Consider the following 23,777-nt stretch of genomic DNA (forward strand, 5'->3'; position numbering starts at 1 on the left):
GTCTACCAATCCGCACATAGTGAAAATTAATCCTACCTACTGTTATTCATAATTCCATCCGAGATTGTAGCTATTTATAAAGATTCAATGAATGCATCATCACTGACAAGGCGAACGTAAACAAACTCCGTTTTTTCAACATCGTTTACCTTACCCACAGCAAAATTGATTGCCCAAGCGTTATATTCCGTGTAAGCAAAACCTTCCCGGCTCCAATAGTAATCACTTTGGGTAAGCGGAAAATATTTAATGTCAACAGCAGGATTATGTTGCCCAGATTTAACTATAGATTCTAATTCCAATACGCTTGGAACATGCCAACTATTTGTGCCACAAAGCGACATCGAATTTATCGCAATGCTGTGCATGGATATATTGCAATCTTTCAAATTACCCGTTTTATCTTCCGTAAAATATGGGCAATTACTAACAATCCGCTGATTATCCTCTATTGACAGCGAGCCTGACGCGTCGTCACTCCAGCGGTACCGAAACTCGTGAGATAATCCCGGCGCACTTACACTTTTACTTTCCCATAAAAGGTTGGTTTTGTTGTCGAATATACATGACCAAACTTCAGCATCATCGGCAAGCCGGTTTCCAAATGAATCTATCTTGATAAAACGATGCCTTTTAGGCAGGTCGTTATCTTTATCATCGAGATTCAACTCACTTCCAAGCGGTGCTTCAGACGACTCACTAGGCGCATCGTCAACTGACATATCTTTTATTTTTCGCTCTGACTCAAATACTTCGGTGATATCCTGAGCATGTTTTTGAGATTCTTTATCAAGATCCGAGAGGGCGATACTACTTGAGTGTTTATTTGAAGAGGTTGGCTGTATTGAATCAGATAGCTTTTTTTCAAACTTATCTTTCTCTCCAATATTTTCATTCACACCAGAACCAGCATGATGAATGGTTTCATTAGAGTGGTGTGCTGACTTAGTTTCTGAATTTTCCTTAAGAAATTCTTTAAAATGCAACGCGAAGAATGTTGCGGCTATGCTTACAGCCACCAAAATTGTAAGTAATCGTTTTGTTTGCATAAATCCCTTTCCGTGAGCGCGTAGCTTCAGCGCCATTTCTGCTCGACATTCCTGTTGAATTTACTCGATCATAAATAAAAAAACTACCTATCATCACTGACAGATAGTTTCTTTGATTACTTTGCAAAAAATAATTACAACAAGAAACCACTAATCCCCCCATAACTATTCCCATACCGCCCCCAGTTCAAACCAAAGGCTTTGGCGATATCCAGATATAAGTTGGACATGCCGTTATTCATTGCATCAATGGCCTTGCCGTTTTGGATGGCGCCACCGGCGCCGCCTGCGACATAGATGCCGGGGTTTTCTTGTTGGTGGTTGCCGCCGCCGACTTCTGACATAACTAATATCAGCGTGTTATCCAGCAGTGTGCCGCCGTAGGCGACATCTGGACGAACGGCGAGTTCGTCCATGAGGTAGGCGACCATCATGTTGTACCAGCGGGTTTGTGAATCAAATAATGCGGATTCATTGTGAGAACTCACATGGCTGCGGGTTTCGTTGTAATTTAATTTATCGCCCGAACCGAAATCGCCCATGTAGGGGCGCACGCTGGGGAAATTAATTTTTAACGATTCATCCTGCGCACCCATAAATTGAAAACTAGCGGTGCGGGTAATGTCTGCTTGAAATGCCATGGCGATATTGCGCATTTGCGCTTTGGCAATTAATTCCGCGTCGTCGTTTACGCCGGTCATGCCGATGCTGGGGCGGCTAAAGCCGGTGCCGCCGCCGATATCCAGCGTGCCGGTGAGTGTGCTCTGGTAATAATTGAGCGCTTCTTCGTGGGTGAGTAATTTCCCTTGCTGTTTAATGTTGAGGGTATTGGCCTGCAACAAATCCAAATTTTCGTGCAGGCTTTCCAATACTTTTTTGCGGCGTTCCGCTTCCGGGTCCGGTGTACCACTGCTGCTGCCAACAATGTCGGCGAGTAAATTGTCGTACACCTGTTGCGGGTTGTCGGACACTTGAATTTTATTGCCGTTTTTATTGGTGAAGGGCAAATACTCTGCGCCTATCGCCCGGCTTGACCACACGCCGACATGCATATTGTTGGTGAGGCGACCACCCAATGCTTCGCCCATAGCAACATCAAAAGACGGTGCACGCTCGACACCGCCGGAGAACACGCCGCGACAGGCTTCCGGGTGACCCGAACTGCCGCCGTGGCCGTTGTAGCTGAGATTTTTAAACGCGACAATTTTGTTGATATGCGCGTTTAAATGTTGCAGCGGGCTGGTATCAAAACTGCCACTGCCGAGTGCGCCAGTATTGTAGGAATGCCATTTGTCGCGCACACAACCGTTGGGGTAAAACACCATCACAAACCGTTTGGCGCCGCCCACTTGGGCGAATACATTGGCCGACAACATAAACTGACTGGTGAACGCGGTGGTTAAACCGGCCTTCGCAAGCGTGCGGAGGAAATCGCGACGCTGCATTTTATTTTTTAAAATATTCATGCTGATGTCCTCCGCAATTATTTGCGCAAAATGTAGTTTTTGGTTTGAGTGAATTCCACCATCAAATCCAACAGGTTGGCATTGGTGGCGGTTTTGAATTCACGACCAAAAACTTGCAAGGTACAGCTGTCGCTCGCCTCCTCCAGTTGGCCGCGAGTGTAGCGATACCACTGACGCGCATAACAGGCTTGCGCATTCGGGCTTTGGGCGAGCAAATCGGTCAACTCATCCATGCCGTGATACAGAGTCACAGGTTCGGACTCGGATAAATAAGTCTCGGCCGAATTCAAGCTGCCTATTTCACCCAGCGAGTTGATGGCTTTTACCAGACCGTTGTCGGTGGTTTCGCTGTTCACATACAGGCCAAGGGCGTTGTAATTTTCCAAACCAAAACCTATGCCGTCGATGTACTGGTGACAGGACTCGCAGCCCTCTTGCAAATGCGCGGATTCAAACCGCTCACGCACGGTGAGGCTTGGATCTTCCTGCGGTTTTAACTCCGCGCCCACTGGCGGTGGCGGGAAGTCCTGACACAACAAATTGCGTCGCACAAACAAACCGCGTTTGACCGGATGGGTTTTCTCCGAGGCGGATTGAATCGCCAGAATACCGGCATGCCCCAATACCCCACGACGCTCGGCATTCACGCCGCTGTAATCCACGCGCTGCACGCCGCTACCACCCGGCCAGTTCAGGCCGTAATGGTTGGCCATCTGCTGGGTCATGTAGCTGTAGTTAGCGGTGAGCAATTCCTTGTAACTGCCGCCGCCAAATACTGTGCGTTTTACAAACTCGATGGTCTCGGCCTTCATGTCCGCCTTGAGGCTATTACTGATGGCGGTGGTTTTGATGTCTTTGTCCAAATCCAGCCAACCGGTAATAAAGCGCTCAAAAGCGACTTGGGCTTTTGGATCCTGCAACATGCTGCGCACGCGGGTGGCGATTTGTTCCGGCGAACTCAACTGCCCAGCATCGGCGGCGGCCATAAGAGTGGCATCCGGCGTAGTCGCCCAGTAGGTATAGGAGATCATGGCGGCGACTTCATAGTCGGTCAGCTCGTAATAGTTCCCTACTGGCACACCCACTTCCGAGCGATAGAGCATGGAGGGCGAGGACAAAATCGCCGTGAGCAAGGCCAAGTCGCCCTGCGCACTGTGCAGTGCCACCAGCTTGGTTACTTCGCTCGAACTTAATGGCCGACGGAAGGCGCGCTTGCCAAAGTTCTGCACAAAACAAGTCACGTTGTTACAACCGGGAGCGAGGCTGTAGAGGTTGGTCACCATGCCCGCCGCCGCTTCTGCCGCGAGTACATAACCTTTGGCATAGTCGTTGGTGAACACCGCATTGGCGTTGGTTTTGAAGCCGTTAACCGGCAAGTCGCCCGGAATACGGCCACTGGTGACATCGATAGGGGTGGTTAAACCCAGTAAATCGCGCACCGAGTTGTTGTATTCCAGCGTTGATAACAAGCGGAAACTGCGATCTTGTGGGATCAAATCGTCCAGGCTTTCAGCATCACACACACCTGCGGGCGGCAGTATGGCATCCGCCAAAATCATCGCGGCGATACTGGTAGCACAACTGCCAGTACAGGTGCCAAGGCTCGCACCATTGGTGTCTTTGGGCATATTGGTGGCGATGTAGTCCGCCAATGTTTGCAGGTTGTAGCGACCAGCAATCGCTTGGTTAGTGAGCTTGTAACTGCCGGTCTGACCATCGCTACCGTGACAACCCACACAGCCCTGACTTTGGTAATGGCCGCGCGCTACTTCATGTTGATCGGTGATGGCATCAAACACCGCCAGCAGCGTCAGCGACAGCGCATTGCCCACCACCATTTGGGTAGTGGCACTATTGGCATCCAACAAGTAAGCCGCGCCGGTACCTTCCCAGTGCACAAACTGCATGCCGGGGCCGGCGGGATTGGCGTTGATATCCAACAAAGTACCAGGCACAAACAACTTGCCACTCAGGTTGCCGCTGGCGCCGATACTCGCACTGCCGTTACCGACCTGAATCTGGGTGCCTGCTTCCACTGCAGCTGCAGCGGGTTCAGCAGCCAGCCAGCCATTGTCATACCAGCTTGGCTGGGCCTGATTCACGGTAAGGCCGGTGCCGGTCTGGTTAGCGCCGTTATTGCTGAAAATAATATTGGTCGCACCGCTGGTGTTCGCCCAGCTGGCGGGAATCACCAAGCGCAGCCAGCCTGCGCCATAGGCCGTGGCCGCCTCGGTCAGCGCAGTTCCCGGCCATGGGCCAGTGCGCGGTGTTTCTACACCGTTTTGGTTAGTCCACACATAGGCTGACACTGTGCCCCAGTTGGCAGGCTTTTTCACATACACATACTGCCCCTGCCCCAACCCCGTCACGGTGTAACTAGTAGTCAGGTCGCCGTAGAGGGCGTTAATAGTGGTGGTACCTGCTGCGGTGCCTGCGGTGAGTAAACCGAAGGCCGATACAGTCGCCACCTGTGGGTTGCTGCTGGTCCAAATCACCCGTGAAGTCATGCCCTGCAAGCCATCTGCCGCCGTAGCCACGAGTGCCAGCTGGTGCTTTTCACCTGCCAGCAAACGCACATTGGCACGGCCGACAATAGTCAGTGCGGTGATGGGGTTGGATGGCGGCACCACCTCCAGCGTGATGCTATCGCTGTAGCCGTCACTGCTCGCGGTGATGGTTACCGTGCCGGTGCTTAATGCCGAGAGGTTGATGGCGGCGCCGGTTTTACCTTGGGTAGAAATCACCGCCGGGTTGCTGGAACTCCAGCTCACCTCACCCACCGCAGGCAGTTGGGTGCTGTTGCTGTAGAGCATCGCCAGACTCAGGCCGATGACCTCGTTCACTTCGGCGCTGGTTTTACTGGCGCTGAGTGCAACACCGGTTTGCACTACATCCACACCCAATTCATTGATCCAATTGCGGAACAGGGTTTCCGCCTGGGCATTGGTTTCGGTGGAGCCAAAAGGCATGCGCATACCGGAACCGGTTTGGTATTTGTAAAGGTTGCTATTGGCGGGAATGCCCGGAATTACCCGGTTGCTCTGGTTGACCAGCTTCATGGATTCCAGCGCGGTGTCAAAACGCAAATCCATACCGCCTGAGGTACCGGCGTGACAGTGGGCGCAGTTAACATCCAGGTAAGCCTTGGCGCGTTCGGTCAAACTCGCGTTGCTATCGGTTGGCGCCGCAAACTGCGCATAGCTGCTGGCATTGCCAATGGCGCTGCTAAACAGGTTGATGCTGTTGAGCACTGTCAGTTGGTTAGCGGTCACGCCCTGGTAATTGAAGTTGCCGTTGAGTTGACGGGTGCTTAGCGCCAGCGGGGTGAGTTGACCCTCGGCATTTTTATGACAGCCGCCACAGGTGCTGCCGGTTTCCACTTTGCGCGTCACACTCACCAAGCCGCCATCCGGCACCACGGCCGATTCAGTAACCAAATCGGCATCAGTTCCGGCGCTATTCCACTGGTAGTTAGCGGCCTGCCAACCGGTTTCCTGACGGAACAAAACCGAGGTGGTAAAGGGTTTATTGGCATTGCTGGCGGTGGCTACGGCCAGGTGTTTTACCACCACCGAGCCGACCGGCAAGTCCCAGAGTGCTGTCGGGTCAAAGCCCGTTGTGCTGCTATTGGGCAGGGCGATAAAGTGGCGCATTTTGCCGCCATCAAACCAACCGCCGCTATTGAGCGAATACTCAATCACGCCGTGGGCCGGAATCAGGTTAGCCAAATCGGCAAACAGACCGGTGGTGGAAAGTTTGGTCGGGATCTGCGCGGTAGCGACATCGTCATCCACCACTTTGAAAATGCTGGATGGCCCACCCAATTCGCGGCCGTGGCTGGAGATCAGCAGGTTCTTCTGTAAATCCTTGCCTATCGACGAGATGTAGTAAGGGAATGCTTCGCTGATCAGTTTCTTCGCCTGCCCGTCATTGCTCACCGACCAGAGGCGCTTGGTCACGTAATCGCCAAAAATAAAACTGCCATTGAGCGCCGGTAATTGGGTGCCGCGATAGACAAAACCACCAATGATCGACACGCCGGAAGTACGGCCATAACCATCGCGCGGCGGCACATAATCCGTCAGGCAATTTTTGCTGGCAGCACCACCCAAGGTGCCACGGTTACGGGTGCCTTCACACACCGGCCAACCATAGTTTTGGCCTTTGGTGATGATGTTTACTTCCTCATAGGCCAGATCGGTGTCCTGCCCGATTTCGGTTTCCCACAGGGTGTAGGGGGCATCGGTATCAAACGCCCAGCGCCAGGGGTTGCGATGGCCCATAGACCAGATCTCCGGCAAATAACCCGCCTGCCCGACAAAAGGGTTGTCCGCCGGCACGCTGTAATACTTGCCATTCACTGGCGTCGCCAGCGGCTGAATGCGGATAAATTTGCCGCGCAAGGTAGTCGGATCTTGCGCGCTGTTGTTGTGGCGGCGCTGATAAGCATCGCTCGGCTGCGGGTTGAGTGGGAAGGCGCTATGTCCATAACCGCCCTCGCCGATGCCTACATAGAGGTAACCCTCGGTGGGGTGGAATTGCATCATGCCACCCTTGTGATCCTCACCCGGTTGCGGAATGCGCAGCAGCTCGACCTTGGACCCAGCAGAGGTTGGGTTTGCCGGGTTATCAAGCGTCCAGCGCTCGATAATCGCATCGCCGGTTTTCCCGCCCACTATCCCATCGGTGCGCGGGTAGAAATTATCGCTCTCACCAAAAATGTAATAGACGTAGATAAAACCATTGCTGGCGTAGTGCGGGTCAAAGGCCATGCTGAGCATGCCGCTTTCGTTGCTGTTGAGCACAGTGGTTTTGATATCCAACAACTTGCGCACTTCTGCCGGCACTACCGATTCTTTGTTGGGGAATGCGTAGATCGCGCCCTCTTTATCCACCACGTACACCAAATCATTGGCGCCGTCGTTAGTCACCATTACCGGTGAAAAGAAAAAGGATTCCAACGCCGGGAAGGCGTTCACAAAGCGGTATTTACCGCTGCTCACCGTGCCGGTAATCGGGAAGCCAAGTGGCGCTGCCAATTGTGGGCGCTCAGGTAAACCTTGAGTCGCCGCAACAACATTGATCACCAGGGTATCGGTCACTGTTGAGCCGTTTGCAGCCGTGAGTGTGAGTGTGACCGTGTGATTGCCAAGACTGGTCAATGGCGGCGTCACCACTTGTTTACCCACCAGCGCGCCCGCCCAAGCGGTACTGGTCCAGCTGGCCGTCGTGTAATCGCCAGTGGATGCTGCCGCCGACAATGCCTGACGACCATTCACATTTGCTTTGCGATCCACCCCCGCATTAGCGACCAGGGTTGCAGGCACGCCGCAGGCCGCCGGTGTTTTCCAGGACGCAGTACCAAAGTCATAACAATTATTGGGTGCGACAAAATTTAAATCGCCCGTTTTAGGGTTGCCGTTTGCGCTAAACACCATGCCCGCCGATGTGAGCGCGCCCGTGAATTGATAGCTGTAAATTGTCGGTGCATTCGCAAGGCGAACCATCGCAGGCCCCGGCCACACACTGCCAGTACGCGCAGGCACGGCATTGAAAAAATGCACGTTTACACTGGCCCAGTTAGCGGTATTTTTAAAATACAGGGTGGTATTTGTGGCGGCCACGCTTGAGGGGGTACTGGAAGAGGTTTGTGCAACGCTTGACGATGCTATCGACAGACTGGATGAGCTTGGCGCAACACTTGAAGAAGCAGGTGCAACACTGCTTGATGCCGGTGCAGAGGAGGATGCCACTGCAGTGGTAAAGCCGCACTGCGCAAGAGTTTTCCATACAGTATTTTCATAACAACCGGCGCCGGTAAATTTCAAATTCGCACTTTGCGGCGCACCGGTATTGTTAAAAATAATATCCAGCGAGGTTGGCATAACACCAGCAGCCAAGTCCGCGCTAAAGTCGTAACAATAAAAAACGCCACGCTTGGTCATACTCTTACCGGGCCAAGCGGGCAAAGCGGTAATGGCCCCTGCAGGAGCAGGGTTCCAAAAATAAAGTGAGGGGTTTGCGTAATTAGCAGGATTATTAAAACAAATCGAATTGGCGCTAATGATTTGCGTCGCTACCGATGATGCCGCGACACTGGATGGCACGCTCGAAGGTGCAACACTGGAGGCGACAATGGAAGAAACCGCACTGGACGATGACGCCGCATTTGCTAAATAAAACCCGCACTGCGGCAAACTTTTCCACACGGTATTTTCATAACAACCCGCGCCGCTACCTGAACCATTAAAAGTGAGATTGGCGGTTTGATTTGCACCGTTGTTACTAAAAATAATACTGAGCGATGTTGGCAATGCACTCGCTGTTAAATGGCTCGCCAAATCATAGCAATAATAATTGCCAATCTTGACCATCGCCCTGCCCGGCCAGGCAGGTAAATTGGTCATGCTGGACGCAGGTGTAGGCGCCCAGAAATAAATACTGGGGTTGGCAAAATTGCCGGGGTTATTAAAACAAACACTGCTGCCTGAGACTGTCGCCGCTAATTTTACGGCAGAAATTGCCTTGCTCGTTTCATTGAAAGCAATGTGATAATCACCCGTAGAGGCGATTAAAAAATCTTGCGCCGGAAAGGTTTCATTCCAATTGTCGGTATAGCGACCAACCTTAAAGCGCGGATTAGTCCCTGCAAAATTTTGTCGCGTCTCCCACAAACCTGTTGCGGTGTTTTTCGTCATGGCAGTGGCGACCCAATCCGTGGGAGTACCGCGAAAATAAGCATTGCTCCACTGGGCGCTACTCCCATGGGAATAAGCAAGGGCGACAACACTGAACAAAAGAGTGAACCACCCTTTTGCCGCAAAACAGGCTGATAACTTACGCATAGTATCTTCCTACAGGAAACCAAACGACCGGCGTTACGCGCCGCGAAGCCTGGAAATATTATTGTTATGTAAATTGATATTATTTAAAGAATAACGAACCCGTGGAGCGGAGTTATCGCCCAACCAGTGCAACGTTTTGCAAATTATTTTCAGAAAAACATTAAGCAAAAGTATGCCGCTACCCAGCCACAGTAATGCCCGCAACTGTTGCGTACCGGATCCATAGTCTTTTGTAACGTAAGAGTATTTGTAAGGCGCTGAAACAACGCAGGGTGATACTTGTTCGAATTACTTTATTTTTTTAGTGTGTTGTTTTTTTACTGTATTGATCGATGCGAGAAAGCAGATGATTGCGCTAACACAAAAGTATTAAAACGATCACCATCGCCATTGCAGAATAGTTTTGTTCCGTTGTTGCAAGCAATATGAATACGTATGCAGAAAACTCAGGCAGGGAATACAAAAGTATTGGGTGACAATTAGTTACATCGCGTAACAGCGGAGCAACCCATAGTCGAATGGAAAACCACTTGCTAGCCGCATCACTTCAAGCAGCTAGCATTGGTTGAGAAATTAACGGATAAAGTGTTAGTCACCACGCACATAGCGTTGACCAAAACGCGTTAATACTGCCAGCGCGATGCCAACCAATAACCAAACTGGCGCAACCACTAGCGCGAGCAATATGCCATCCACCACCGCCATGCCCGCAATCATGCGTGGAATAACCGGCCCGGTGTAAGGTTTGCCGCGCATATGCTCATAGCGTGCAACAAAGGTTAGCGATAGGGTGTACAGAAACTGCAATATGGCGGCAATAATCACCCACTGCAACCACTGGGCGGTTAACGCCATAAGCACCACTACAAATACCAGTGCACGCGCTAACCCCATTACCAAAATACTGGCGGCCGTTTTTTTATGGAACACATCATAAATTGCAATGGTTGCAAACAGTGCGCTTGCAGCACACAGACCTGCCAGCGCAAAGGGTGTGAGTGCGACAAGAATAAAACCCGTTAAAAATAATGTAATCGCAATAATCACCGCCGTTTTTACGCTGACACTGCCAGTCACCAGCGGGCGATAGGGTTGGTGTTGTTTGTCCCATTGATAGTCACACAGATCATTCAGCACCATGCCGCCGCAATAAAATGCCGACAGCGCAAGCGCCAATACCGGCAGCCACACCCACTGCACCGTAGCAGGAACAGCATGATCAATTAACACCACGGCCGTGAGCACATTCATCCACACTGTGGGCAAGTTACTGATACGGCACAGAGCCAAGAGTGGTTTTATTTTCATGTACATATCCCAAGAGACAAAGTTGAACGCCAAGAAATTTCTGATAAATACACTTTTTGTCATACTCGCGAACGCGAGTATCCATAAAAGTTAATCAAACACATGGCGCAGCATTAAATCGCATACGTCAGTGGCGGCAATAGGTTCACGGGGCACCAGACGCGCCTCGGTGGACATAAAAATCGGCGTAGAGTCTGCACCAGGCAATGCCAAGCCGTGTGAACCTTTTACCTGTTCCGGCTGCATGGAAATCACATCCATTAAATAGCGGAAGCCTAATTTTTTGCGCAGCACCTTACCCGCCATGCGCAGCATAGGGAAACGCAATTTGGGATTGAAAAATAATTCGCAGGGGTCATAACCGGGTTTGCGATGAATCTCTACTGTGGGTGCAAAATCCGGCGCCTTGTTATCGTCCAGCCAATAATAATAAGTAAACCAGGCATTGGCGTCGGCCAATAAAATAAGTTCGCCCGAGCGCTCATGATCCAAGCCCAGCTCGCGTTTTCCTTCTGTATCCAACACCCGCGCAATGCCAGGTTGCTGCTCAAATAATTGTTTAACGGTGGGAATTAATTCAGCGTTTTGAATATATACATGGGCGATTTGATGGTCGGCCACGGCAAAGGCTTTACTGGTTGCAGTTTCCAAATACTCGCGCCCCAAATCGGTTTTTACCGCGAGTAAATTCGCTTCGCGCAAAATACGATTGGGGTGTACCGGTGTGTCCACCGCGCCAATACCGTATTCAGATAACACAATCACCCGGCAATTGCGCGCGGTAAAAAAGTCGAGCAGTTTGCCCACCAATCCATCCACTTCTTGCAGGTCTTTGCTGATATCGCCTTGGGGGCCGACTTTTTGTAAGCAGTAATCCAAATGCGGCAAATACACCAATTGCAAACTGGGGGATTTTTTTAGCTCCACGTTTATCGCGGCGTCGGCAATCCAGGCGCTGGATTTAATGGAAGTCGCTGGCCCCCAAAATTGAAACAAGGGAAATGGCCCAAGTTCTTGCGATAATTCTTCGCGCCATTCCAGCGGGTAGGTATAACAATCCGGCAGCTTGCTACCATCGGCGCAATAGAGCGGGCGCGGCGTTAGTGTGTAGTCGGCACCGGTGGCCATGGCATACCACCAGAAGGTATTGGCGCAGGTGAACGACGAATCTTTTGCGCGTGCTATATCCCAAATTTTGGGCGCTTGAATTAAGCGGTTACTCTGCCGCCACAACCAAACTTCATTAAGGTCGCGAAAATACCAGCCGTTGGCAACTATGCCGTGCTCTGCCGGTGTTTTTCCGGTGAGGTAAGTGGCTTGCACGGCGCAGGTCACGGCGGGCACCATGGGTTTTATATCCACACTGTTGCCCAGCAACTTTTGTAAGTTGGGTGTGTGCTCGCCAATTAAATTGCGCGTTAGCCCCACCACATTAATCACCAGCGTTCGTTGCATAAAACTTACCTATTGTATTTTTTCGTCATACTCGCGAACGCGGGTATCCATAAAAATCTTAATTATTTTGGCCGAGCAGATTTTTCACCCACTGCAATTCGCGCGCAATGGATACATCCAGCGGGTAATCCCGTAAGTGGGCGGGCAGATTTTTAAAACTGTAGGTTTCCACTTCTAATGGAATAGACGCATCCAATTGCGGTAAAAAATCGGTCAGGAAAAATTGCGTGGTGGTACATGGCCCGAGGTTATCGATAAAAATCGGCACATGAAAATGCACACGGCATTCGCTGTAAACTTCGCCATTTTCAAGTGCAGCTTGCAGCTCCGGCAAATCGCTAAAACGATGCAAACCCTGCGCATGTTTGGCAACCGCCTGATGCAAATACACCGGCTCGTTAAATTGCATTAGCGTGGCAATTTGCTCGTCTTGCGCCCGCAGGGCACTGGAGACTTGTACTTTCGCAATAGTGATATTGGCAGCGCGCAGCCGCGCGAGCACATCGGCGGCATCTTCAAACTCTACCGCCTGATGGCAACAGTCGAAACAAATCCCAATGTAGGTTTTTAGTTCCGCCGGAAAATCCATGCGCGCAAAAAAGTCGATGGTTTCAGCGGTGGTTTCTAATACACAGCAGGGTTCAGGTTCCAGCGCCAACTGGATCAGAATGCCATTGCGGTCATGCAGTGATTTTAAATGCTCAAGTACGGCGATTACGTTTTTGCGCACTAGCGGCCAATCGGCTTCCGCAAAACCTTGTTTATAGGCAATAGGTACAGTGGAAATCGATAATTGCTGCGCACGCGTGGTTAAAGCCACCGCCAGATCGGCTAAACGCTGGGTATAAACCACTCGCTCCTGCGTGCGCCAGTCGGGCTCATAGACAGCTTCTTTTACCGGCTGATCATGAAATGTGCCGTAGGGAAAACCGTTAATGGTAAGCAAGTAACAATCGTGTTGTTCACACCAGGTGCGGAACTCGGCGATTTTTTTATCGTCCAGTTCAACGCTGGCCTGCTGGGCGATACGCAGCCCGAGCGGGAACGCCGCATTAGGTGAAACTTGTTGTTTTACACTCAAGCCGTGGGATTCAAGGTTATCCAGCACGTGCTGCCAGGATTCGCCGGGGTGAATATTGCTGCAGTAAGTTAATTGGCGCATGGTCAATTGGTGGCCGGAAAATCACTAAGTAATTTATCAATACTGCGCTGCATCACATCAAGCTCAATATGATTAAATTGCGCCGCCTGCCCTTCGCCAGTTAATAAGGTAATACATAATTCCCCGCCCAAATGCTCGCGGAAATCCTGCAGGGCTTTGTGAATATCCAGGCGCGTTAACGCACTGTGACTCAGGTTAAAACCCAAATCGCGCAGTGTTGCCACTATTTTTTCCAACAGTGTTTGGGTAATAAAACCCATGTTGGCGGAATAGAGTGAATCCAGCGCAATGCCAATCGCGACTGCTTCGCCGTGACGTAAATCGTGGCCGGATAATTCTTCCAGGCGATGTGCCGACCAATGGCCAAAATCGAGTGGACGCGCGCTGCCGTACTCAAAGGGGTCGCCGCTGGTGGCGATATGATGCAAGTGCAATTCGGCGCAGCGACGAATCATATAGGCTACCGCTTGCTCATCAAATTCAGCGAGCAAGTGGCGACTCTCGTGCAGCCAATTAAAAAAATCCGCGTCTTTAATCAGCGCGACTTTTACCGCCTCGGCAATACCGGCGCGTTGGTCGCGTTTGGGCAGGGTTTGTAAAAAAGCAAAATCGTTAATCACTGCAAAGGGCGGTACAAAGGTACCCAAATAATTTTTGCGGCCTAAAAAGTTCACCGCATTTTTTACACCGATGCCCGCATCGTTTTGCCCCAGCACGGTCGTGGGCATACGAATTAAACGAATACCGCGGTGTGCTGTTGCTGCCGCATATCCCATCGCATCAATCACAGAACCACCGCCAATCACCAGTACAAAACTGTGACGATCGATTTTGTAATCCTGTGTCAGGCGATAGAATTCTTCGACTTCTTGCGGATCGCTTTTGCAAATCTCACCACTGCGCACAATTAACGGCGGTAGAATTAAATTAATCGTATCGCTGTGACAGCGTGCATATTCCGCTAGGTCATCTATTAATTGCGGGTGATTTTTCAATACATCAGCGTCTATAACCGGAAATACTTTATGCTCGCGATCGCCAGCGCGCTGCAGAATTTCGCGCAGCACCGGGTTTTCTACTGCAAAGGTATGCCGGGTAAAACTCACCGGAAATTCATAGCTGACACTGAAGCGTTGGATAATTTGCGACATCTTTTTTTACTACGTCTTTTAGTTGGGAACAGGTTCGTCAACACGGGGTTTTTGCCCGCGCAATACCGAGTTATCACTGTAAGACTGGCGCTGATCAATCACCGGCGTTTGCATTAACGCATCCACATCAATTTGACCCGACTGGGCGTAGGCGCTAATCGCATTGGTCCAGGTGGTGAGTTCAACGGCAGCGGGATCAATGCCGCGCTCTAACATCAGTTGCGCGGTTTTGGGAACCGCGAGCGGATCGCTCACGCCCCAGTCGGCGGAGCTGTCGATAATAATGCGTTCAGGGCCATATTCGCGCACAATTTCCACCATGCGCGCCGAGCCCATTTTGGTATTGGGGTAAATAGTAAACGCCGCCCAGGCGCCGTAATCCAATACGTCGCGCACGGTTTCTTCGTTGTTGTGATCCATAATGAGTTTGTGCATGGGCACACCCATTTCGCGCGCGACATCCATGGAGCGCAACACGCCGCGTTTTTTATCGCGATGGGGCGAATGCACCATCACCAGCATGTCGTAATCCACTGCCATTTTTAATTGCGCTTGATAGGCATATTCTTCGGCGGGTGTCATTTCGTCGTAGCCAATTTCGCCAATCGCGACCACGCCTTCTTTTAAAATAAATTGCGGCAAAATTTCCAATACTTCGCGTGCTAGACCTTCGTTGTTGGCCTCTTTGGAATTTAAGCCCATGGCACAGTAATGGGCGATACCGAATTGCGAGGCGCGAAAGCGCTCCCAGCCAATTAAGCTGGCGTAGTAATCGATAAACGAACCGACATTGGTGCGCGGTTGCCCCAACCAGAACGCCGGTTCAATCACGGCGCGAATGCCGGCGGCGGCCATGGCCTGGTAATCGTCTGTTGTGCGACTGCACATATGAATATGCGGATCAAAAAATTTCATAATTAAAATTCCCGGTGATTGTCTGTCGCACTGACAGAGAAAATATTGAGGCCTATTACCCCACTAATAACTGCACATCCGCTGGAATATCGCGCCCGGCACTGCGTCGTTCATCGATATAGTCATTTACCATCGCGACTAATTCTGGCGTAGTACGCAAATTAACGCCGTAAATATTGCCCAGCGGTTCGCCAATAAATAAAGCTTTGAGTAGCATTTGATTCCAGGCGAGAGCGTCGAAATACAAAAACGGATACGGCGAATCGCAGGCGACAGCAGAAAAGACCGAGCGCATATTGGTGCGACACCCTTCGGCGGCGCGCCAGACATGTTGTTGTGACTCAGGCAATAAACAGAGCGCGCGATAGTAAGCGCAGGACTCACCCTCATCGGCAAAGCGAAACCATTGATTAAAACGCTGGGCAAAGGCGGGCTCCGCCAGATCCGCGCGCGCCAGCACAAAACTGACACGCACCGTATCCAGCAAGCTCCAGGCCTTGGGGCTCCATCCGGGAATTAACGCGGCGGCGCGTTCAAGGTCCGCACCAGAGGGGGCAAGCGGCTGGCGCGGCACATGCCGGCTCGCCAACGAAACCAGCTGGGTAAATCGATCGTCCGTAACGCCAGTGGAAATTTGATCCTGAGTGCGCTGTATAAATTCCTGGGTGGTTGAATTCACACGCACTGCCAACACACTATTCAATAGCGCCAGACAGGGTTTACTCATGGTTTGCAGCTTTTAGGAGAAGGTTATTGTTTTTATCTTGCTTCAACCTCAGGGTAGTTTTAGGCAGGAGAGCGGAGCAAGATGAATACGTATGCAAGGTATTAGCACCCACCAAATCCCTGATGACAAGCCAGCCAATATAAATATGACTTTATTAGACCATTACCAACGAAACGGGAAAAGCGAAGAATCGCTAAGAAAAGAAAAGAGAGGGGATTTACCTGAACCGCGCGGGGCAAAAAAGCACAAGGTAGTGGATAAGCGGCCCTATACTGCGATACAAGCAATATAGAGCCACAATGGCTTAGCTAAACAAATTGCGGAAGAACAATTTCAAGTTATCCAATAAACGCGCGAAAAAGCCCGCTTCTTCTACAGCCTGAACCGCCACGATTGGGGTATTTACCAACAGCTGCCCATCCAATTCCACCGTAAGGTTACCCAGCTCCTGACCAACTGCAATCGGCGCTTTGATGATTTCGTTGATATGCATTTTTGCTTGCAGTGACTGCTCGCGTCCCTTGGGCAGAGTGAGCACTATATCCTTGGGTATCGCGAGGCTGACTTCGTCGGCCTGACCCGCCCATACACGGGAAGTACCTACTTGCTGACCCGCTTGATACAGCGATGTAGTTTGGAAATAACGGAAACCATAGGCCAATAACTTTTCCGTTTCTGCCGCGCGCGCGCGCTCTGACTCAGTGCCCATTACCACAGCGATAAAACGGGTGTTATCACGCTTGGCTGAGGCCACCAAACAATAGCCCGCCTCGTCGGTGTGACCAGTTTTTAAACCATCCACCGCGTCGTCGCGGAATAACAGCGTGTTGCGGTTGGGCTGGCGAATATTGTTGTAGGTGAAATACTTTTCCGCATACAGAGGATAATGGGTTGGGTGATCATTAATAATCGCACGCGCCAGCACCGCTAAATCTTTTGCGGTAGTTAAGTGGCCTTCGGCGGGCCAGCCCGATGAATTTTCAAAATGGGTACTGACCATGCCCAGGCGGGCGGCGGTTTGATTCATTAAATCCACGAATGCATCTTCATTGCCGGAAATATATTCGGCCAAAGCAACCGTAGAGTCATTACCGGATTGAATAATTACCCCGCGCAGCAAATCGATTACTGGAACCTGGGTGCCCTCTTTTACATACATGCGCGAACCGCCCATCTGCCAGGCTTTAACACTGATATTTACCAGTGAGTCTTCGCTAATTCGCCCCTTCTCAATTTCATCCACCACCAAATAGCTGGACATCATTTTAGTAAGGCTCGCGGGAGGCAAGCGTTCCGCCGAATTAAACTCCGCAACAATCGCTCCAGTAGTGGCATCTACCAAAATGTAGCCCGTAGCCGCCAATTGCGGCGCAGAGGGAATTGCTTGTGGCTGTTGCTGAACAACCTGACCGGGTGTAGGAGTTGGCAAAGTGGTAGCAGGGACAGGAGCCGAAGGCTGTTGCGCAAACGCGATACTCGCGCCGGCAAGAAAAATACTGGCAGCAATTTGTTTAATCATGATGAGATAACACTCTTTAAAACGAAAAATAAAAATGAATGACGAATTGTAACAGTAAAGCAGCGCAGTGAATCAAACCTGAATCACTTTGCCACCGTTACTGATAAACCACATGGGCTTCGTATATTTTTATGCGCGCCAATTGATCGCGCGCTTCCTGTAAGGATTTAGCATTGGCGAATGGGCCAACACGCACACGGTGAATTTCTTTGGGCGACTGAGCAGAATTAATAGTGAGTGGATAGGTTAATTTAGTGCCAATACTTGCGGCAAATTGCTGCGCTGCATTTTTTTGCGAAAAAGCACCAACTTGCAAATAAGTACCTGGTGGCAACGCAGACTCGACCTGTGCAGCGGAATTACCACCCGCACGCAAAGGCACCGGTGCTGCGTCATTCGGCAACGCGATTTCAACTTCAACACGTCCGGTTCCTGTTTTATGAATTCCGATACGCTGGGCAGCGGCATAACTTAAATCAACAATTCGCCCGTGATGAAAAGGCCCGCGATCATTAATACGCACCACGACACTTTTACCATTGTCGAGATTTTTCACCCGCACATAGGATGGAATAGGTAAGGTTTTGTGCGCGCCGGTCATAGCGTACATGTCGTAGACTTCGCCGTTTGAGGTGCGATACCCGTTGAATTTTTTACCATACCAGGAGGCATAACCCCGCTCTTTGTATGAAGACTCATCTGCGATCAAGTGATAAGTTTTGCCCAACACGGTATAGGGATTTTTGTTGCCCGCACGGGTGCGCACTTCATAACGCGGCACCGCATCTGGCACGTGAGACAGATCGACATCTTCATCCGGGCCAAAATCTTTATCGTGGGCATAGCGCCCATCGTTGGGATTATAGGGCGGTTTGGTTTTTCCAGTGGGCGCTTTTTGTGGTGCGGAACAAGCGGCAAGCAAAACACACAGGCCGAGCAGACAGAGAAAATAAATCTGGCATCTGCCAAAAAATTGTTTTGCGCGCGCCACCCATTGCATTAGTTTGCTCCCGCTACTTTTTGGTTGGATTTATTCATCGCATTTTTGATTTCTACACTCAAGTCATACACCGCCATGGCATACATCGGACTGCGGTTATAACGGGTAATCGTGTAAAAATTTTGCAGGCCAAACCAATATTCCAGACCTTTTACGCCTTCAAATTCAATGGCGATAGCCGGGATCTTGCCGCTCGCCTTAGTGACAGGGACCACACCGGTTTTTTTCCATTCATTTAATGTCAGTGTGGGTGGCACCACTTTATTAAATGCGTCGTTGGCGATCACTTTACTGCGCGCCTGCGACAGTTTTGCCGGTACCACTACTGCCTTATCTGTCTGCCAGCCATGTTGTTTAAAATAATTGGCCACACTGCCAATCGCATCGGTGGGGTTGTTCCAAATATCGGTAAAACCATCACCGCTAAAATCAACCGCATAATTGCGGTAGCTGGAGGGCATAAATTGCCCGTAGCCCATAGCGCCCGCGTAAGAGCCTTTGAATTCGAGCGGATTATGCTGTTGTTCACGCGTGAGAATTAAATAATTCACCAACTCCGAGCGGAAAAATGGTGCGCGCGGTGGGTAATCAAACGCCAGTGTGCTCAGGGCATCAATCACTTTCCAGCTGCCCATATTGCGGCCGTAGTTAGTCTCCACGCCAATAATCGCCACGATAATTTCGGCGGGCACACCGTATTCTTTTTCAGCCAACGCCAGTGCCGCGCGATGTTCATTCCAAAAGGCAACGCCATTAGCCACGCGCATGGGCACAATGAAAATAGGGCGATACTCTTTCCAGGTTTTGGACTTTTCTGCCGGGCGTGCAATTGCATCCAGGATCGGCTGGCGTTTTTCCGCCTTGTTTAACAACTGCGTCACTTCGGCCGCCGTAAAACCATGCTGCTGTACCATTTCGTCGATAAATGCTGGCGCCAAAGGGTGCTGGCTGTAATCTGCCCAGGCCGGAAGCGCCGCACCCAGCAACAGCGGCAGTGATTTTTTTGCTAAACAACGTATTGAAGAAAACATAAGACCTCGATTCCTGTTGTGCCCCGCCCCCGGTCGTTAACCTTGCGGAGTCATTACCCGTTTTTTCTCTGTTGATATGGCCATCAAAATGCCGAAGCCGGCAAAGAGCGCAACAATCGCGGTTCCACCCTGGCTAATCAGGGGCAAGGGCACCCCCACCACCGGCAGCATGCCCGATACCATACCCATATTGACGAACACATAGACAAAAAACGTGGAGCTAATACTCGCCGCCAAGAGGCGACCAAAGGTGTTTTGCGAATTGAGTGCGATCATCAAGCCGCGAATAATGAGCATGGCGTAGATGGTTAACAGCAGCAGCACACCAAGCAGACCAAACTCTTCCGACATCACCGCGATAATAAAATCTGTATGCCCCTCCGGCAGAAAATCCAGCCGCGATTGGGTGCCTTCCATCCAACCTTTGCCCGAGAGGCCGCCAGAGCCAATCGCTGTTTTGGACTGGATAATATTCCACCCCGTCCCCAGCGGGTCTTGCGTGGGGTCAAGCATGGTTAACACCCGCTGGCGCTGATAGTCATGCATCATAAAATGCCAAATAGGCCAAAGGCTGGCGAGAAAGACCACGACCGCCGCCGCGATGTAACGCCACAATAATCCACTAAAAAACAGCACCATAATGCCCGAAGTCGCGACCAGGATTGAGGTGCCCAAGTCAGGCTGTTCAATGATCAAGGCCGTAGGCACACCAATAAGCCCCAGCACCGCCAACACATGCTTGAAACGCGGCGGCAAAAAACGCCCACTCAAATAAGCAGCAATCGCAATCGGCAGTGCAAGCTTCATAATTTCAGAAGGCTGAAAGCGAAAGCCGCCAATTTGCAACCAGCGCTGCGCGCCCATAGCAACATTGCCAAAGATGGTGACTGCAACCAGCAGAATAACGCCGCCCACATAGGCAAAGGGGGCCATGCGCCGCATGAAATCCACCGGTATTTGCGCCACCACAAACATAGTGATGTAAGCGATCACAAAAAAAGTGGCCTGCTTTTCCACGCTCGGCAAGTTGTGACCGCTGGCGCTGTAGAGCACGGTCAAGCCTATCACCGTCAATATCAGCAGCAGTCCCAGCAAAAAGAAGTCGATGTGCAAGCGCTCCGCCAGCCGCGCCCGGCGACTGAATGCACTGGCAGCCTCGGGCATACGCCGTAAAAAATCCTGTCTACTCATCAATCAGTTTCCTGCAGCACTGAGGGCTGATGATGATGCAGCGGCACTGCTGCTAGCCGCCGCTTCACGCGCAGCTTTGCGCTCAGCGATATAGTTGTTGGCGCGCTTGACGATGGCAGCATGGTGATAGCCCAGCGGCGGCACAAATTCATCCTGTTTCAGGTAGTAACCCAACAGGTGGGCATCCATCATGGCGCGCGCCACCGGTGCCGCCTGACTGGATCCGCCCTCGGCGTTTTCCAACATCACCGCTACCGCGATTTGCGGGTTTTCCACCGGCGCAAACGCAATAAACAAGGCATGGTCACGATGGCGCTCCTTGAGCAAACCGGAGTTGTACTTGGCATTTTGCGCTATACCTACTGCCTGTGCTGTCCCCGACTTGCCAGCCATTCGGTATTCAGACCGCTCGGCCGCCCTGCGCGCCGTACCACGGGCGCCGTGCATTACCTCGGCCATGCCGTCAAAGATGGCATCCCAGTATTCAGGCTTGGTTTCCAACTGGCTTTCAATGATCGGCGCTTGTGGTTGATCGCCAATCTGCCTCACCAATTGCGGGCGAAAGCGAGTGCCACGGTTGGCAATGGTGGACGCCATAACCGCTAATTGCATGGGGGTCGTCAACACAAACCCCTGCCCCACGGACATATTCACTGTATCACCCGGATACCAGGCCTGACCTTTGGTGGCACGCTTCCACTCGCGGGATGGCCACACACCTCTGCGCTCGTTGGGAATATCGATCCCAGTCAGCATGCCCAAACCAAAATGGGCGCCAAACTCACTCATATGATCAATACCCATACGCACCCCCAAATCCCAAAAATAGGTGTTACAGGATTCAGCAAGCCCGGTTTTCAGGTTGACCATACCGTGACCGCCGCCAGTTTTAGCCAGAATCCAGTCGCGATAAATACGCGAGCTGCCTGGCAGGGTATAAAAACCCCGATCGGCGATGGTGCGGTTAACATCGGTAAAACCATGATACAAGCCCGCCATGCCCACCACCGGTTTGACCGTTGAACCGGGCGGATATTGGGCCTGCAGGAAGCGATTAAACAAAGGGGTATCTATGTCATTGTTGAGCGCGCGATACTCAGGAACACTGATGCCCGTCACGAATAAATTGGGGTCAAACCCGGGATAACTGACAGCCGCCAAGACCCCTCCGGTTTTTACATCAATCGCGACAACGGCACCGCGCCGACCGCGCATAACTGCCGTCGCAGTTTCCTGCAGACGGGAATCAAGATGCAGGTGCAAATCGCCCCCCTGCTTGGGGTCGATACGATCCAGAACCCGCATTACCCGACCGCGAGCATTAGTTTCTACGTTCTGGCTCCCCACCTGCCCCAACAAGGTATCTTCATAACTGAGTTCTATACCGCTTTTGCCAACCGAGTGAGTGCCTGAATAACGCTGGATTTGCTCGGGAGTAAATGCGGCCACCTCTTTTTCGTTGATGCGCCCGGTGTAACCAATAACATGGGCAAACAGGTCGCGGTATGGGTAGTTACGCACCAGCTCTGCATTCACCTCTACCCCGTCAAGCAGATGCTGATTAACCGCCAAACGGGCAATTTCTTCTTCGGTGAGGCGATAGCGCAGGGGCACCGGGTCAAGTGAATGGCGCCGCTGTTTTTTGGCCTTGTAAAACTTTTCCAGATCCAGAGGGGTGACCTCGATCAGGCTTTTTAGTAAATCGATGGTCGCATCCAGCTCATCTTGACTGGAGCTGATGACATAGAGAGTAAAACTGGGCTTGTTGTCGGCGAGCAACTCGCCGTTGCGGTCAAAAATCAACCCGCGGGTAGGCGCAACCGGCTGTACATGCACGCGGTTGCGCTCGGATTGAGTGGCATACTCCTCGTAGTTCACAATTTGCAAATCGTAATAGCGATACACCACGGTAGAGACCAAGGTCAGCATAAAGGCGGCCATCACCAGAATGCGATTGCGGAATAATCGAGCCTCGCGCTGGTGATCTTTAAACTGTTGGTCTTCTTGCATTCTTGGGCCAGAGGTTGATCAAAATCAGTAATTGAAGTTATGGCCATCGCAGCCCTTAGGGGTGCAAACAGCCGATGTTATTTGTGATAAGGATGGTTTTGCAAAATACTGCAGGCGCGATACAACTGTTCAATGACCAGAATGCGAACCAATGGATGGGGTAAGGTCAGCGGTGACAGAGACCATTTAACCGATGCCATGGCCAAACATTCGGGCGCTAAACCATCGGGGCCGCCAATCAATAAGCAATAATTAAAACCGCTCATCTTCCAGCTGGCGAGATTCTCTGCCAATTGTTCAGTGCTCCAGGGTTTGCCCTTTACATCCAACGCAATTACCTGCTCGCCCTTGCCACCTTTTTCAATCGCCGCAAGCATGGCCTCGCCTTCTTTGGCCATGGCAGTGGCGATATCGGTATTTTTGCCGCGCTGGGCGAGCGGCAACTCCAGCATTTCAACCGTGACATCGCGCGGCATACGCTTGGCGTATTCCGCGTAACCCTGCTCGACCCAGTCGGGCATTTTGGTGCCCACGGCTATAATACGAATACGCATTCGCTGTTAACCCGTCACTCATTAACGTTAAAGGCGATTAGCGGGTTTCATTGACCAGAGTTTTTCCAGCTCGTAATAATCGCGCGCTTCCTGCTGCATCACGTGCACAATGGTATCGCCGTAATCGACCAGCACCCAATCACCGGCGTCCAGCCCCTCAACACCCAGAGCGCGAAAACCGGCCTTTTTAGTCTCTTCCACCAAGTTTTCCGCCAGCGAGCGGGTGTGACGGCTGGAGGTACCGCTGGCAATAATCAGGGTGTCGGTCACATCGGTGAGTTCATGCACATCGAGCGTCACTATCTCTTTGCCTTTGAGGTTCTCAAGGGCGTTAATGATCGCTTGGTTTAAATCAGACATTCAATTACCTATAAGTTTTAAAAAATCAGACTGT

General features: G+C 51.3%; 16 protein-coding genes. All 16 read right to left on the minus strand.

What is annotated here, in order from left to right:
* Positions 1-74: 74 nt before the first annotated feature.
* The 16 genes from D0B88_RS18750 to rsfS all read right to left on the minus strand — a co-directional run bounded on the left by D0B88_RS18750 (position 75) and on the right by rsfS (position 23,743).
* The gene (locus D0B88_RS18750; RefSeq protein WP_151059069.1) at positions 75-1,085 is read right to left on the minus strand and encodes a DUF1566 domain-containing protein; all 1,011 of its coding nucleotides are present in this window, start codon (positions 1,083-1,085) and stop codon (positions 75-77) included.
* 98 nt (positions 1,086-1,183) lie between these two features.
* The gene (locus D0B88_RS18755) at positions 1,184-2,515 is read right to left on the minus strand and encodes a DUF1552 domain-containing protein (protein WP_151059071.1); all 1,332 of its coding nucleotides are present in this window, start codon (positions 2,513-2,515) and stop codon (positions 1,184-1,186) included.
* Between the two features lie 17 nt (positions 2,516-2,532).
* A complete protein-coding gene (locus D0B88_RS18760) occupies positions 2,533-9,360 on the minus strand; it encodes a starch-binding protein (RefSeq protein ID WP_151059073.1) in 6,828 nt (2,275 codons plus the stop codon).
* A gap of 588 nt (positions 9,361-9,948) precedes the next feature.
* Complete coding sequence (locus D0B88_RS18765) at positions 9,949-10,668, minus strand: UbiA family prenyltransferase (protein WP_191966473.1); 720 nt, start codon at positions 10,666-10,668, stop codon at positions 9,949-9,951.
* Positions 10,669-10,758: 90 nt separating this feature from the next.
* Entirely contained in the window at positions 10,759-12,123 is a 1,365-nt protein-coding gene (locus tag D0B88_RS18770; protein WP_151059077.1) for an alkaline phosphatase family protein, read from the minus strand.
* A gap of 58 nt (positions 12,124-12,181) precedes the next feature.
* Complete coding sequence (gene eboE / locus D0B88_RS18775) at positions 12,182-13,285, minus strand: metabolite traffic protein EboE (protein ID WP_151059079.1); 1,104 nt, start codon at positions 13,283-13,285, stop codon at positions 12,182-12,184.
* A 2-nt stretch (positions 13,286-13,287) separates the two neighbouring features.
* Complete coding sequence (locus D0B88_RS18780; RefSeq protein ID WP_151059081.1) at positions 13,288-14,436, minus strand: 3-dehydroquinate synthase; 1,149 nt, start codon at positions 14,434-14,436, stop codon at positions 13,288-13,290.
* A gap of 18 nt (positions 14,437-14,454) precedes the next feature.
* Positions 14,455-15,351 carry a TatD family hydrolase gene (locus tag D0B88_RS18785; protein WP_151059083.1) on the minus strand — a complete coding sequence of 299 codons (897 nt, stop codon included), beginning with the start codon at positions 15,349-15,351 and terminating at the stop codon, positions 14,455-14,457.
* Positions 15,352-15,406: 55 nt separating this feature from the next.
* Complete coding sequence (locus D0B88_RS18790) at positions 15,407-16,078, minus strand: EboA domain-containing protein (protein WP_151059085.1); 672 nt, start codon at positions 16,076-16,078, stop codon at positions 15,407-15,409.
* Between the two features lie 304 nt (positions 16,079-16,382).
* Positions 16,383-17,597 carry a D-alanyl-D-alanine carboxypeptidase family protein gene (locus D0B88_RS18795; protein ID WP_007644802.1) on the minus strand — a complete coding sequence of 405 codons (1,215 nt, stop codon included), beginning with the start codon at positions 17,595-17,597 and terminating at the stop codon, positions 16,383-16,385.
* A gap of 97 nt (positions 17,598-17,694) precedes the next feature.
* Complete coding sequence (locus D0B88_RS18800; RefSeq protein ID WP_007644801.1) at positions 17,695-18,597, minus strand: septal ring lytic transglycosylase RlpA family protein; 903 nt, start codon at positions 18,595-18,597, stop codon at positions 17,695-17,697.
* Positions 18,597-19,628: a lytic murein transglycosylase B gene (gene mltB, locus D0B88_RS18805; RefSeq protein WP_151059087.1), complete on the minus strand. Its 1,032-nt coding sequence runs from the start codon at positions 19,626-19,628 to the stop codon at positions 18,597-18,599. The genes D0B88_RS18800 and mltB overlap by 1 nt, the downstream gene beginning before the upstream one ends.
* Positions 19,629-19,664: 36 nt before the next feature.
* Positions 19,665-20,819 (minus strand): rod shape-determining protein RodA, encoded by a 1,155-nt coding sequence (gene rodA / locus D0B88_RS18810; RefSeq protein ID WP_007644799.1) that lies wholly within the window; start codon positions 20,817-20,819, stop codon positions 19,665-19,667.
* A gap of 3 nt (positions 20,820-20,822) precedes the next feature.
* Positions 20,823-22,829 (minus strand): penicillin-binding protein 2, encoded by a 2,007-nt coding sequence (gene mrdA, locus D0B88_RS18815; RefSeq protein ID WP_151059089.1) that lies wholly within the window; start codon positions 22,827-22,829, stop codon positions 20,823-20,825.
* A 77-nt stretch (positions 22,830-22,906) separates the two neighbouring features.
* Positions 22,907-23,383: a 23S rRNA (pseudouridine(1915)-N(3))-methyltransferase RlmH gene (gene rlmH, locus D0B88_RS18820; protein ID WP_007644797.1), complete on the minus strand. Its 477-nt coding sequence runs from the start codon at positions 23,381-23,383 to the stop codon at positions 22,907-22,909.
* Between the two features lie 27 nt (positions 23,384-23,410).
* Positions 23,411-23,743 carry a ribosome silencing factor gene (rsfS, locus tag D0B88_RS18825; protein WP_007644796.1) on the minus strand — a complete coding sequence of 111 codons (333 nt, stop codon included), beginning with the start codon at positions 23,741-23,743 and terminating at the stop codon, positions 23,411-23,413.
* Positions 23,744-23,777 lie beyond the last annotated feature (34 nt).

The organism is Cellvibrio sp. KY-YJ-3 (assembly GCF_008806955.1).
Classification (GTDB): Bacteria; Pseudomonadota; Gammaproteobacteria; order Pseudomonadales; family Cellvibrionaceae; genus Cellvibrio.

What these genes read in the sequence shown, in the direction of transcription:
- rodA (WP_007644799.1), bottom strand. Translation starts at nt 20,819, where the DNA reads ATGAGTAGACAGGATTTTTTACGGCGTATGCCCGAGGCTGCCAGTGCA.
- rsfS (WP_007644796.1), bottom strand. Translation starts at nt 23,743, where the DNA reads ATGTCTGATTTAAACCAAGCGATCATTAACGCCCTTGAGAACCTCAAA.
- D0B88_RS18760 (WP_151059073.1), bottom strand. Translation starts at nt 9,360, where the DNA reads ATGCGTAAGTTATCAGCCTGTTTTGCGGCAAAAGGGTGGTTCACTCTT.
- mltB (WP_151059087.1), bottom strand. Translation starts at nt 19,628, where the DNA reads ATGTTTTCTTCAATACGTTGTTTAGCAAAAAAATCACTGCCGCTGTTG.
- D0B88_RS18755 (WP_151059071.1), bottom strand. Translation starts at nt 2,515, where the DNA reads ATGAATATTTTAAAAAATAAAATGCAGCGTCGCGATTTCCTCCGCACG.
- D0B88_RS18785 (WP_151059083.1), bottom strand. Translation starts at nt 15,351, where the DNA reads ATGAAATTTTTTGATCCGCATATTCATATGTGCAGTCGCACAACAGAC.
- D0B88_RS18795 (WP_007644802.1), bottom strand. Translation starts at nt 17,597, where the DNA reads ATGATTAAACAAATTGCTGCCAGTATTTTTCTTGCCGGCGCGAGTATC.
- D0B88_RS18770 (WP_151059077.1), bottom strand. Translation starts at nt 12,123, where the DNA reads ATGCAACGAACGCTGGTGATTAATGTGGTGGGGCTAACGCGCAATTTA.
- D0B88_RS18765 (WP_191966473.1), bottom strand. Translation starts at nt 10,668, where the DNA reads ATGAAAATAAAACCACTCTTGGCTCTGTGCCGTATCAGTAACTTGCCC.
- rlmH (WP_007644797.1), bottom strand. Translation starts at nt 23,383, where the DNA reads ATGCGTATTCGTATTATAGCCGTGGGCACCAAAATGCCCGACTGGGTC.
- eboE (WP_151059079.1), bottom strand. Translation starts at nt 13,285, where the DNA reads ATGCGCCAATTAACTTACTGCAGCAATATTCACCCCGGCGAATCCTGG.
- D0B88_RS18750 (WP_151059069.1), bottom strand. Translation starts at nt 1,085, where the DNA reads ATGGCGCTGAAGCTACGCGCTCACGGAAAGGGATTTATGCAAACAAAA.
- D0B88_RS18780 (WP_151059081.1), bottom strand. Translation starts at nt 14,436, where the DNA reads ATGTCGCAAATTATCCAACGCTTCAGTGTCAGCTATGAATTTCCGGTG.
- D0B88_RS18800 (WP_007644801.1), bottom strand. Translation starts at nt 18,597, where the DNA reads ATGCAATGGGTGGCGCGCGCAAAACAATTTTTTGGCAGATGCCAGATT.
- mrdA (WP_151059089.1), bottom strand. Translation starts at nt 22,829, where the DNA reads ATGCAAGAAGACCAACAGTTTAAAGATCACCAGCGCGAGGCTCGATTA.
- D0B88_RS18790 (WP_151059085.1), bottom strand. Translation starts at nt 16,078, where the DNA reads ATGAGTAAACCCTGTCTGGCGCTATTGAATAGTGTGTTGGCAGTGCGT.